Source organism: [Clostridium] hylemonae DSM 15053 (genome assembly GCF_008281175.1).
Taxonomy (GTDB): domain Bacteria; phylum Bacillota; class Clostridia; order Lachnospirales; family Lachnospiraceae; genus Extibacter; species Extibacter hylemonae.
In genome coordinates, this window is record NZ_CP036524.1 from 1656006 (window position 1) to 1668744 (window position 12739).

The 12739-nt window shown below is 50.5% G+C and carries 13 protein-coding genes; all 13 read left to right on the forward strand.

Features of this window, described 5'->3' with window-relative positions; genetic code table 11:
• The first annotated feature begins 102 nt into the window (after positions 1–102).
• The 13 genes from LAJLEIBI_RS07620 to spo0A all read left to right on the forward strand — a co-directional run bounded on the left by LAJLEIBI_RS07620 (position 103) and on the right by spo0A (position 12724).
• A complete protein-coding gene (locus tag LAJLEIBI_RS07620; RefSeq protein ID WP_390527618.1) occupies positions 103–1695 on the forward strand; it encodes a peptide chain release factor 3 in 1593 nt (530 codons plus the stop codon).
• A gap of 100 nt (positions 1696–1795) precedes the next feature.
• A complete protein-coding gene (locus LAJLEIBI_RS07625; protein ID WP_006444091.1) occupies positions 1796–2179 on the forward strand; it encodes an Asp23/Gls24 family envelope stress response protein in 384 nt (127 codons plus the stop codon).
• Positions 2180–2578 carry a transcription antitermination factor NusB gene (gene nusB / locus LAJLEIBI_RS07630; protein ID WP_006444092.1) on the forward strand — a complete coding sequence of 133 codons (399 nt, stop codon included), beginning with the start codon at positions 2180–2182 and terminating at the stop codon, positions 2576–2578.
• Positions 2579–2595: 17 nt separating this feature from the next.
• Positions 2596–3804 carry an exodeoxyribonuclease VII large subunit gene (xseA, locus tag LAJLEIBI_RS07635; RefSeq protein ID WP_006444093.1) on the forward strand — a complete coding sequence of 403 codons (1209 nt, stop codon included), beginning with the start codon at positions 2596–2598 and terminating at the stop codon, positions 3802–3804.
• Positions 3797–4021, forward strand: coding sequence for an exodeoxyribonuclease VII small subunit (gene xseB, locus LAJLEIBI_RS07640; protein ID WP_006444094.1), 225 nt, complete (start codon positions 3797–3799; stop codon positions 4019–4021). The genes xseA and xseB overlap by 8 nt, the downstream gene beginning before the upstream one ends.
• Positions 4011–4913 (forward strand): polyprenyl synthetase family protein, encoded by a 903-nt coding sequence (locus LAJLEIBI_RS07645; RefSeq protein ID WP_006444095.1) that lies wholly within the window; start codon positions 4011–4013, stop codon positions 4911–4913. Before xseB ends, LAJLEIBI_RS07645 begins: the two co-directional genes overlap by 11 nt.
• 15 nt (positions 4914–4928) lie before the next feature.
• Complete coding sequence (gene dxs, locus LAJLEIBI_RS07650) at positions 4929–6803, forward strand: 1-deoxy-D-xylulose-5-phosphate synthase (protein WP_006444096.1); 1875 nt, start codon at positions 4929–4931, stop codon at positions 6801–6803.
• Positions 6800–7609 (forward strand): TlyA family RNA methyltransferase, encoded by an 810-nt coding sequence (locus tag LAJLEIBI_RS07655; protein ID WP_006444097.1) that lies wholly within the window; start codon positions 6800–6802, stop codon positions 7607–7609. The genes dxs and LAJLEIBI_RS07655 overlap by 4 nt, the downstream gene beginning before the upstream one ends.
• 22 nt (positions 7610–7631) lie before the next feature.
• Positions 7632–8465 (forward strand): NAD(+)/NADH kinase, encoded by an 834-nt coding sequence (locus tag LAJLEIBI_RS07660; protein WP_040435698.1) that lies wholly within the window; start codon positions 7632–7634, stop codon positions 8463–8465.
• A 4-nt stretch (positions 8466–8469) separates the two neighbouring features.
• Positions 8470–8919, forward strand: a complete 450-nt coding sequence (gene argR, locus LAJLEIBI_RS07665; protein WP_006444099.1) for an arginine repressor — start codon at positions 8470–8472, stop codon at positions 8917–8919.
• An 8-nt stretch (positions 8920–8927) separates the two neighbouring features.
• On the forward strand, positions 8928–10601 hold the full coding sequence (gene recN, locus LAJLEIBI_RS07670) for a DNA repair protein RecN (RefSeq protein WP_006444100.1): 1674 nt from the start codon (positions 8928–8930) through the stop codon (positions 10599–10601).
• Positions 10602–10749: 148 nt separating this feature from the next.
• Positions 10750–11814: a SpoIVB peptidase gene (gene spoIVB, locus LAJLEIBI_RS07675; protein ID WP_040435213.1), complete on the forward strand. Its 1065-nt coding sequence runs from the start codon at positions 10750–10752 to the stop codon at positions 11812–11814.
• A 118-nt stretch (positions 11815–11932) separates the two neighbouring features.
• Positions 11933–12724 carry a sporulation transcription factor Spo0A gene (spo0A, locus tag LAJLEIBI_RS07680; RefSeq protein WP_006444102.1) on the forward strand — a complete coding sequence of 264 codons (792 nt, stop codon included), beginning with the start codon at positions 11933–11935 and terminating at the stop codon, positions 12722–12724.
• Positions 12725–12739 lie beyond the last annotated feature (15 nt).

Consider the following 12739-nt stretch of genomic DNA (forward strand, 5'->3'; position numbering starts at 1 on the left):
TGAAAGAGGGTATGGTATACTGACTAATGATGTTTGAATGGGATATACTTACGGTATATCAAAAATGGAACGGATAGATTTAGGAGTGTATATATGTCACAGATGAGCAATGATATTAAAAATGAGATAAAGAAAAGGCGGACGTTTGCCATCATATCACATCCCGATGCGGGCAAGACGACACTGACGGAGAAGTTTCTTCTCTACGGAGGAGCGATCAACACCGCGGGGAGCGTGAAGGGAAAAGCGACTTCAAAGCACGCGGTGTCAGACTGGATGGAGATTGAAAAGGAAAGAGGGATCTCGGTCACCTCTTCTGTGCTTCAGTTCAATTATGACGGATACTGCATCAATATTCTGGATACGCCGGGGCATCAGGATTTCTCGGAGGATACGTACCGGACGCTCATGGCGGCCGACTCGGCCGTCATGGTCATCGACGCGTCAAAGGGAGTGGAGGCGCAGACGAGAAAGCTGTTCAAGGTCTGCACGATGCGCCATATTCCGATATTTACGTTTATCAACAAGATGGACCGGGAAGCCATGGATACCTTTGAGCTTCTCGATGATATTGAACACGAGCTCGGAATTGCGACCTGCCCTGTCAACTGGCCCATCGGTTCGGGAAAGAATTTTAAGGGAGTGTACGACCGAAGGGAAAAGGAAGTAGAGCTGTTCTCTGATACGAAGAAGGGGACGACGCAGGGAGAAGTACGGAAAGTGAAGTTTAATGATCCGGAGATCGCCTGGCTTATCGATGATTCTCAGAGAGTACAGCTTGAGGAGGAGATCGAACTTCAGGACGGCGCCGGCGCGGAATTTGATCAGGAGCTTGTGAGCAGAGGGGAACTTTCCCCTGTATTCTTTGGCTCGGCCCTCACTAACTTTGGTGTGGAGACCTTTCTGCAGCATTTTCTCAAGATGACATCGTCTCCGCTTCCGAGAAAAGCAGATAAAGGGGAGATAGATCCGATGGAAGAGCCGGACTTTTCCGCGTTTGTTTTTAAGATCCAGGCCAATATGAATAAGGCCCACCGGGACCGGATCGCGTTCATGCGCATCTGCTCCGGCGAGTTTGAGGCCGGCATGGAAGTGTATCATATGCAGGGGGGACGGAAAGTGCGTCTGTCTCAGCCGCAGCAGATGATGGCGAGTGAGCGCAAGATCATTGACAAGGCTTACGGCGGCGATATCATCGGCGTATTTGACCCAGGCATCTTTTCCATCGGGGATACGCTGACCACCTCAGGGGAACGGTTTGCCTATGAAGGAATCCCGACCTTTGCCCCGGAACATTTTGCACGGGTGCGCCAGGTAGACACGATGAAGCGCAAGCAGTTTATCAAGGGGATCAGCCAGATCGCCCAGGAGGGCGCTATCCAGATCTTTCAGGAGTATAACACAGGTATGGAAGAGATCATCGTCGGGGTAGTCGGAGTGCTGCAGTTTGACGTCCTTAAGTACAGGCTGGAGAACGAATATAACGTGGAGATCCGCATGGACAGCCTGCCGTATGAATATATACGATGGATCGAGAATGAGGATGTGGATCTGGCGAAGCTTGTGGGCACGTCGGACATGAAGAAGGTGAAAGATCTAAGAGACAGACCGCTGCTTCTGTTTGTCAATGAGTGGAGTATCCGCATGACGCAGGAGCGCAACGAAGGATTGGTCCTGTCTGAATTCGGACGCTAAATATATTTGCCGGACTGCAATTATTCAATATAGTTTGCAAATAGAGACAAATTTGTTATAATAAAAAGAAGTGTAAAACGAGACAGGAGGTTCATGGATCATGGGAAAAGAAGAGAGAAATGCATATACGATAAACGCGGATGAGAATCTGGGCGAAGTGAAGATCGCTGACGAAGTGGTGGCGATCATCGCGGGTCTTGCGGCGATGGAGGTGGAAGGCGTGTCTTCCATGGCGGGAAATGCCACGAGAGAACTCATCGGAAAGCTTGGAATGAAGTCGCTTTCCAAAGGGGTCAAGGTAGATGTGCTGGAGGGGATCGTGACAGTCAGTCTGGCCCTGAATCTGAAATACGGCTACAGTGTCAAGGATGTCACCGGCAAGGTGCAGGATAAAGTGAAGACTGCCATCGAGAATATGACCGGTCTTGATGTGGCTGATGTGAATATCCGCGTGGCCGGAGTGCAAGTGCCGGAGGAAGCGTAAGTGAAGAGAACACAATTGAGAGAACATATCTTCAAGATGGTATTCTGTATGGAGTTCTGCGGGGAAGAGGAACTGCCGGAACAGCTGGCGCTCTACGAAGAACAGCTTGACAGCGCCGGAGAAGAGGACTTAAAATACATCAGCGGGAAATCACGGAACATTGCAGCGAAGACAGAGGAGATCGACAGGCTGATCAATGAGCATGTCACAGGCTGGAAGACAGGCAGGATGAACAAGGTGGACCTCACCATCCTGAGACTTGCCGTTTATGAGATGAACTGGGATGAGGATGTCCCGACGGGGGTTGCCATCGACGAGGCGGTGGAGCTTGCAAAGAAATACAGCGGCGAAGAAGGGCCCGCGTTTGTCAACGGCGTGCTCGCAAAGCTGGCTGAATAACCGGGAGTAAGTAAAGGATGCGGAATGTATATACAGTAAGGCAAGTGAACGCATACATTAAAAATATGTTTACCCAGGACTACATGCTCGGCCGCATTTATGTGAAGGGTGAGGTCTCTAATTGTAAATATCACACTTCGGGACATATATATTTTTCGTTAAAGGATGAGTCTGGAACGATTGCCTGTGTCATGTTTGCAGGGCAGCGAGGCGGGCTCTCTTTTCGTATGGGCGAAGGTCAGCAGGTGATCGTGATGGGGTCTGTGAATGTATATGAGAGAAGCGGTTCGTACCAGTTGTACGCAAAGGAGATCCGGCTGGACGGGGAAGGCGTGCTGTATGAAAAGTTTCAGATGCTGAAGCGGGAACTGGAAGAGATGGGAATGTTTGCCCCGGAATATAAGAAGCCGCTCCCGCCTTACGCACAGAGGATCGGTATTGTCACCGCGCCGACCGGGGCCGCTGTCCGGGATATCATGAATATAGCCAGGCGGCGCAATCCTTACGTACAGCTTATACTGTATCCTGCCCAGGTGCAGGGGGAGGGCGCGAAGGAAAGTATCGTGCGCGGCATACAGATGCTGGAGCGCGCAGGGGTGGACGTGATGATCGTCGGCCGCGGCGGCGGTTCCATTGAGGATCTGTGGGCTTTTAACGAGGAGGAAGTGGCGCGGGCGATCTTTGACTGTTCTGTGCCTGTCATCTCTGCGGTAGGACACGAGACAGACACGACGATAGCAGATTATGTGGCGGACCTGCGGGCGCCTACGCCTTCGGCGGCGGCGGAACTCGCGGTATATGACATCCAGAAGCTGAACGGTGAATTAAACGAGGCCGGCATGCGGCTTTCCAGACTGATGAGACAGAAGCTTCAGATGGAGCGCATGAGGCTGAGAGAATACGAGACAAAGCTTAAGTATCTGCACCCGGTAAATAAGCTCAGAGAGCAGCAGCAGAGGCTTGTCGATATGGAGGACAGGCTGCGCGGCCTGATGGAGGGCAGACTTACGGCCGCCAGGCACAGACTTGCGGTATACGTGGAAAAGATGAAGGGGCTGTCGCCTGTCGGTAAGCTGAACCAGGGGTATTCGTATGTGCAGGGAAAAGACGGTAAGACGGTGAAAAGTATCCGGGACGTGAAAGAGAACGACAGGCTGTCTGTCTATGTGACGGACGGGATCGTATATGCGGCTGTGGCCGGGGTGAAGGAGGAAGAACATGGCTAGTGAAGTGAAGGAGACAAAGGAGCAGTCGCTGAACGAGATCTTCGGGCAGCTGGAGGAAGTGATAAAGGGCCTGGAGGCAGAAGACGTATCACTTGAGGATTCTTTCCGGCTGTACCACAGCGGTATAGATATGCTCAGAAAGTGCAGCGATAAAGTAGACCGGATCGAGAAACAGATGCTTGTACTCGACGAAGAGGGAGAGACACATGAATTCTAAAAATGATTTTGATATACAGTGCAGCCGTAAGGTACAGGAGATAGAGACGGTGCTTCAGGATTATCTTCCGAGACAGAAGGGGTACCAGAGCATTATCATGGAGGCCATGTCGTACAGCCTGCTGGCGGGAGGCAAACGGCTCCGCCCCATGCTCATGAAAGAGACATATGATCTGTTCAACGGGAGATCCAAGGCGCTCAAGCCGTTTATGGCGGCCATAGAGATGATTCATACGTATTCTCTCGTCCACGACGATCTGCCGGCAATGGACAATGATGAATACCGGAGGGGACGCAGGACGACGCATGTAGTCTACGGGGAAGATATGGGGATCCTGGCAGGCGACGCTCTGCTCAACTATGCATTTGAGACAGCATTTAAGGCGTTTGTCACAGAGCCGGAGGACAGCCTGCTCATCGGAAGGGCGCTCGGTGTGCTCGGTGAGAAGGCCGGTATCTACGGGATGATCGGCGGCCAGGTCATAGATGTCAGGGAGACGGGCCGCGACATATCGAAAGAGGTGCTGGATACGATATATGAGCTTAAGACAGCAGCGCTCATCGAGAGCGCGATGATGATCGGCGCCATTCTTGGGGGAGCTTCGGAAGAGGAAGTAAAAGCGGTGGAACAGATCGCGGGAAATGTTGGAATCGCCTTCCAGATCCAGGACGATATCCTGGATGTGGTAAGTTCGTCCGAGGTGCTCGGCAAACCGGTGCACAGTGACGAGAAGAATAAAAAGACGACGTATGTCACGCTGCTTGGGATCGAGGAGGCGGCCAGGACGGTGGAAGAGCTGTCACAGAAGGCGGTAAGCCTGCTTCACCAGCTTCCGGGCAGGAATGCTTATCTGGAGCAGCTGCTCATGCAGCTGATTCACAGGGACAAATAGAGAGGGTGCCTGATTATGTTAGAACGCATACAGAAAGAAAACGATATCAAAAAGCTTGATATAGATGAACTATATGAGCTGTCCGGTGAGATCCGCCGGTTTCTCATAGAGAAGATCAGCAAGACGGGAGGACATCTCGCTTCCAATCTCGGGGTTGTGGAGCTTACGATGGCCATGCATCTCATGTTCGAGCTTCCAAAGGATAAGATCATATGGGATGTGGGGCATCAGTCCTATACACATAAGCTTCTCACCGGGAGGAAAGCAGGGTTTGACGAACTGCGCAAATACGGGGGAATGAGCGGCTTTCCGAAACGCAAGGAAAGTGCATGTGACGCCTTTGATACGGGGCACAGCTCCACATCCATATCTGCCGGACTCGGTTATGTGGAGGCGAGGGATATCAGAGGGGAAGACTACAGTGTCATCTCCGTGATCGGCGATGGTTCTCTCACCGGCGGCATGGCGTACGAGGCGCTGAACAACGCTTCCTATCTGAAGACGAACTTTATCATTGTGCTCAATGACAATCACATGTCTATCTCAGAAAATGTAGGGGGCATGTCCAAGTATCTTGCAAAGCTTCGGACCGCAGACTTTTATACAGGCCTGAAAAGAGGCATCACAAATACGCTTCACAAAGTACCTGTTGTGGGAGACTCTGCGATCGAGAAGATCCGCAGGACGAAGAGCAGTATCAAGCAGCTCATCGTTCCGGGGATGTTTTTTGAGGATATGGGGATCACGTATCTCGGACCGGTGCCGGGACATAACCTGCCGCTTCTGTGCAAGGCGTTTCAGGAGGCCGGGAAGATCGGCGGTCCGGTACTGCTTCACGTCCTGACGGAAAAAGGAAAAGGGTATGAGCCTGCGGAGGCATTTCCGGAGAAATTCCACGGGATCGGGCCTTTTGATATAGAGACAGGAGAACCGGTATCAAAGAAAGAGAAGGATACGTACACGGACGTCTTCGGGAAGGTGCTCTGTGATATTGCGTTGCATGACCCGGATGTGGCAGCCATAACGGCGGCCATGGCGGACGGCACGGGACTTGACCGGTTCCGCAGAATGTTCCGGAAGAGATTCTTTGATGTGGGGATCGCAGAGGCACACGGGGTGACCTTTGCAGCGGGTCTGGCCGCCGGAGGGGTCAAGCCGGTGTTTGCGGTGTATTCTTCCTTTCTCCAGCGGGCGTATGACCAGATCATACATGACGTTGCGCTGCAGAATCTTCCGGTTGTGTTTGCGGTGGACAGGGCCGGCCTTGTCGGAAATGACGGGGAGACACACCAGGGAATCTTCGACCTTTCTTATCTGAGCAGTATCCCGAACATGGTCGTCATGTCTCCGAAGCATAAGTGGGAACTGGCGGATATGCTGCGCTTTGCGGTTGCGTATAACGGTCCGGTGGCCGTGCGTTATCCGAGGGGGACTGCCTATGACGGATATGAAGCATTCAGGGCGCCTGTCGAATATGGCAGGAGCGAAATGATATATGAGGAAGAGGATATCGCCATCTTAAGCGTAGGCCATATGTTCGAGGAGGCTGCGGGAGTCTGGGAGACGCTGAAAGAGCAAGGATTCAGCTGCACGCTCGTCAACGCCAGATTCGTGAAGCCTTTGGATGAAGAGATGGTCGAAGCGCTTGGGAAGAAGCACAGGATGATCGTCACAATGGAAGAAAATGTGCAGAGCGGAGGCTTTGGAGAACATGTGCTGGAGTTTGTATCGAGAAAGAAGCTGCCCGTTACGGTACTGACGATCGCCCTGCCGGATGACTATGTAGAGCACGGCAATATTGACGTCCTCAGAAAAGAGACGGGCATCGACCGTATTTCGGTGGCGGAGCGGATCATGAAAGCATACACAGGAGTTGTGGAAAGTATATGAAAGAACGGTTGGATATTTTACTTGTAAAGCGGAATCTGGCGGCCTCCAGAGAGAAAGCCAAGGCAGTCATCATGTCGGGCAATGTGTTCGTGGAAGGCCAGCGTGAGGATAAGGCCGGCACGACATTTCCGGAAGAGGCGAAGATCGAGGTGAGGGGCAGTACACTTCCTTATGTGAGCAGGGGAGGGCTTAAGCTTGAGAAGGCGCTGAAAAGCTTTGATGTCAGCGTGGACGGCAAGGTCTGTACAGATGTGGGCTCCTCCACGGGCGGGTTCACAGACTGCATGCTGCAAAACGGCGCCGTCAAAGTATTTGCCATCGACGTCGGAAGGGGACAGCTCGACTGGAAGCTCAGGCAGGATGACAGGGTAGTCTGCATGGAAAAGACGAATATAAGGTATGTGACACCTGAAGATATCGGTGAACCGGTAGAGTTCTCCTCCATTGACGTCTCTTTTATTTCCCTTACAAAGGTGCTGGAACCGATCCGGAATTATCTCGCAGACCATGGTCAGATCGTCGCTCTTATAAAGCCTCAGTTTGAGGCGGGAAGAGAGAAGGTAGGGAAAAAGGGCGTTGTCAGGGAACCGAGGACACATGTCGAAGTGATCAGCAAGGTGATCCGCTATGCCATGTCCATAGGATTTGCCGTGCTGAATCTGGAGTTTTCTCCGATCAAGGGACCGGAAGGTAATATAGAATATCTTGTCCAGCTGGAAAAGTGTGGCGAAACGAACCGGATCTCTGATATGATAGATATAGAAAAAACAGTAGGACAGGCTTTTGGCATGCTCTCCAAAGGCTGAGAAAGAATACTTGAGGATGGGTATGGACAGATTTTATATAGTGACAAACGACGGAAAGGACCCGGAGCAGCAGGTGACGGGCAAAGTGAAACGGCTGCTGGAAAACGGCGGAAAGACGTGTATTTTATGTGAGAAAGATGAACAGAAAGTCATCATTGCGGAAAGTGTGCCGGATGATATCGACTGTGCCGTCGTCATCGGAGGGGACGGAAGCCTTATTGAAGTTGCCAGGCTTTTCAGGGACCGGGATGTTCCGGTGCTTGGGATCAATATGGGAACGCTCGGCTATCTCACGGAGGTGGAACTGTGCCATCTGGATGACGCCATGCAGCAGATCTTGCGGGGAGATTATACGAAAGAGGACCGCATGATGCTGGAGGGGATATTTGAGGACGGGAGCAGCGATGTCTCTCTCAACGATATCGTCGTGTCCAGAAAAGGTGAGCTGAGAGTCATTCATTTCAAACTTTATGTGAACGGAGAGCTGCTCAATGCCTATGAGGCAGACGGGGTGATCATCTCTACTCCGACAGGTTCCACCGCGTATAATCTGTCGGCCGGCGGGCCTATTGTGGAGCCGACGGCCTCTATGATCGTGATCACACCCATATGCTCCCACGCGCTCAACACGCGCAGTATCGTGCTTTCGGCTGAGGATGAGATCGTGATCGAGATCGGACAGGGACGGCACGATACGACGGAGGAAGTGTTTGTCACGTTTGACGGTGCAGATACAGTGAATCTTAAGACCGGCAGCACGGTGACGATCAGGAAGTCACAGGCGGCAACGAAGATACTGAAACTGAGCCAGGTAAGTTTTTTGGAAACGCTGCGCAGAAAGATGAAAGGAAACTAACATCATGAAAGTTAACAGACATGCAAAGATAATTGAACTTATCAACAAATACCACATTGAGACACAGGAGGAACTGGCAGAATATCTCACGAATGAAGGGTTTAAAGTGACGCAGGCTACCGTATCGCGGGACATACGTGACCTGAAGCTCACGAAGGTACCTTTTGAGAACGGGAAACAGCGTTATGCGGTTCACGAAAGTGAAAAGAGCGGCATGAGTGAAAAGTATATGCGTGTGCTGAAAGACGGTTATGTTTCCATGGATATGGCGCAGAATATACTTGTCATCAAGACGGTGGCCGGAATGGCCATGGCGGTGTGCGCCGCCATCGATGCGATGAAGTGGAACGAAGTTGTGGGAAGCATCGCGGGGGACGACACGATCATGTGCGCGATCCGCAGTGTGGATGATACGGTCCGTGTTATGGATAAAATAAGCAAAATTGTCTTGTAGGAGGCAGTATGTTACAAAATTTACATGTGAAAAATCTTGCTCTGATCGATGAGATCGAAGTAGACTTTAAAGAAGGGCTGAATATACTTACGGGAGAGACAGGGGCCGGGAAATCTATTATTCTCGGGTCTGTCAGTCTTGCGCTCGGCGGGCGTTATACGAAGGATATCATACGCGCCGGTGCGGATTATGGGTTCGTGGAACTTACGTTTGTCGTGGAAAATGAGCGGCAGACAGAAAAGCTCAGAGCGCTTGACATTTTCCCGGAGGACGGAGCGGTCGTGCTCAGCCGCCGTCTTATGTCAGGGCGGAGTGTGAGCAGAATAAACGGAGAGACAGTGCAGATGGGGCTTTTAAAAGAAGTGTCATCTATTTTGATCGATATACACGGTCAGCATGAACACCAGTCGCTTCTGTATAAGAAGAACCATCTGGAGATCGTGGATGCGTTTGCGAGAGAGTATATCGAAGCGGTGAAAGAGGAGACGGCCGCGGCTTACCGTGATTACAAGTCGTGCAGAAAAGAGCTTGCGGAGGCCGACATGGATGAAGCGCAGCGTGCCAAGGAGCTTGCATTTCTCAAATTTGAGGCGGATGAGATCGAGAAGGCTGAGCTTAAGACGGGGGAAGACGAAGAACTGGAACTGCTGTACCGGCGCATGACGAACAGCAGGAAGATAGCCGACGGTGTAGCTGAAGCGCATGCATTTACAAGTGAAGGGGAGCAAAGCGCCAGCGAGGCGCTCAGCAGAGCGATACGTGCGCTCTATGAGGCATCGGAGTACGACGGGCGCGCGGCGGAGCTTTATGATCAGCTTGTGGAGGTGGACAGTCTGCTCAATGATTTTAACAGAGAGCTGTCTGATTACAGTAAATCGTGTGAGTTTTCCGAGGAAGAATTTGCCGCCGCGGAGGATCGTTTAAATGAGATCAATCATTTAAAACAGAAATATGGGAACACTATCGATGAAATCCTGGCATATGCGGACAGTCAGCAGGAAAAGATCCGCAGGCTGGAGGATCACGAACAGTATATCGATACATTGAAAAAGGCATGTGACAAGGCTGAGAAGAAACTGAAGCAACAGTCCGCAAGACTGAGCAGGCTGAGGAAAGAGCAGGCTGCGATCCTTGAAAAAGCGATCCAGGAAGGACTGCTGGAACTGAACTTTGAAGATGTCAATTTTGAGATTCATTTTGAGGCGCTGGCGGACTATACGGTCCAGGGGACCGACGATGTGGAATTCATGATATCGCTGAATCCGGGCCAGCCTGTGAAGCCGCTCGTAAACGTGGCGTCCGGCGGCGAGCTGTCCAGGATCATGCTGGCGATCAAGACCGTCATGGCAGACCGGGACGACATAGAGACACTTATCTTTGACGAGATAGATGTAGGGATCAGCGGACGTACCGCACAGAAGGTGTCCGAGAAGATGGCGGTCATCGGAAGAAAGCACCAGGTCATCTGCATCACCCACCTTGCCCAGATAGCAGCCATGGCAGACTGTCACTTCGTCATAGAAAAAACGGCATCGAAAGACAGTACAAAGACAGATATCCGTCCCCTCTCGGAAGAAGAGTCGGTAAACGAGCTTGCAAGAATACTCGGCGGGGCCAGAATTACAGATACAGTAATAAAAAATGCTGAAGAAATGCGGGAACTTGCAAAACAGACAAAATAATCCAGAGTGAAAAACAGAAAAACTCATATACTAAGACAGACATGAAATTGTCTGTCTTTTTTTGATATTGTCATAGGGGTCAGACCCCTATCGCGTCAGGGGTCAGACCCCTATGACAATTCTGTACAATTTTCCAGGAGGGTTTGGTATGCGGAGATACTGGTATAAAAAAATACTTATTATTATTGTTACTTTTACAGTTGCGGTGGGCGGCAGCTATTATCTTATTGAGGATCAGCACAGCCAGCTGAGACAGGAGGTGAATGCGAGCGCAGAGTCCAAGCGGATGGTGATCCCGGGCGGAATGCCGATCGGCATTTATCTCGAGACGGAGGGTGTCATGGTACTTGGCACGGATGCAGTTACATCGGTGGACGGTATGGACTATGAGCCTGCCGCGCATCTTGTGAAGTCGGGGGATTATATTGTGGGGCTTGACGATGAGGAGATCAGGAGTAAGTCGGAGCTCATATCAGCAATGAAGAAGCTGGACGAAGATGAGGTAGTGCTGAAAGTGCGCCGGACGGACAAGTATATCAATATCAAACTGAAACCGGTGAAGTGCAGCGCGAGGGACTATAAGCTCGGCATATGGGTCCGCGACAATGCGCAGGGTCTCGGCACCATCACCTTTCTGAATACGGACAGCCAGTTCGGAGCGCTCGGACATGGGATTCACGATGTGGATACGAATGAGCTCCTGGAAATTGACGACGGAACCCTTTACACGACAAGCATCAAGGACATACAGAAGGGAGAGAACGGAGTACCCGGAGGTATGGAAGGCATCATCATTTATAATAATTACAACGTGCTCGGAAGCATTGACAAAAATACGGAATCTGGAATATTTGGCCGTATTGAGCGGATCGATGCACTATTTTCGGACCAGACGCCGATCGAGGTCGGAAATAAGGACGACATAAAAGAGGGGGATGCTGTCATACGGTGTTCCGTGGACGGCAAAGTGAAAGACTATGATATTCGTATTACAAAAATCGACAAAAATGCCAAGGAAGTGAACAAAGGAATTGTCATAGAAGTGACGGATCCGGATCTTCTTAAGATCACCGGAGGAATCGTACAAGGCATGAGCGGAAGCCCGATAATCCAGGATAACAAATTAATCGGGGCGGTTACCCATGTGTTCGTTCAAGATTCCACGAAAGGATATGGCATTTTCATAGAGAATATGTTGGAACATGTAGAATAGTCTGTAAACTGTCGATTGGTGTCAAGTTTTTACGACAGTAATTTCTTGCTTTGCTATATGACGAAATATATAATGAATTCTGACGGTTTTTATATGAGGAAGGGAGGCTTTACGCCAAATGGGAGAAATAAACGTAGCGATAGCCGACGACAATGAGAGAATATTGGATTTGCTTGGCGAAATAATAAGCAATGACAAGGAACTTACTCTTGTCGGGAAGGCGAATAATGGGGAGGACATGTATGAACTGATAAGGCAGAAACAGCCGGATGTTGTCCTGTTAGACCTGATAATGCCGAAAATGGACGGTCTGAGTGTCATGGACCTTGTAAATGAGGACAAGGAGATCAAGAAACACCCCGACTTTATCGTCGTGACAGCGGTAGGACAGGAGAGAATCACAGAAGATGCCTTTAAGAAAGGTGCGAATTACTATATTATGAAACCGTTTAACAACGATATGGTACTGAACAGGATAAAACATGCGAACCATATAATACGACATGAGATGAAACAGATGACTCCGCAAGAAACAACTTTAAGCCGTCAGCCGGAAGTTAATCTGGAGACAAGAGTGACCGATATGATACATGAGATTGGTATACCGGCCCATATCAAAGGATACCATTATCTGAGGGATGCGATCATTATGGCAGTGGAAGATATGGATGTGTTGAACGCCATAACAAAGGTACTGTATCCCACAGTAGCGAAGATGCACCAGACAACAGCAAGCAGAGTAGAACGGGCAATACGCCATGCGATCGAGGTTGCGTGGAGCAGAGGTAAACTGGATACACTGGACGATCTGTTCGGTTATACAGTAAGCAACGGAAAGGGAAAACCAACGAATTCGGAGTTTATCGCGCTGATAGCCGACACGATTCGTCTGGAATATAAAAACAGATAAGACTTTCCTTCTGAA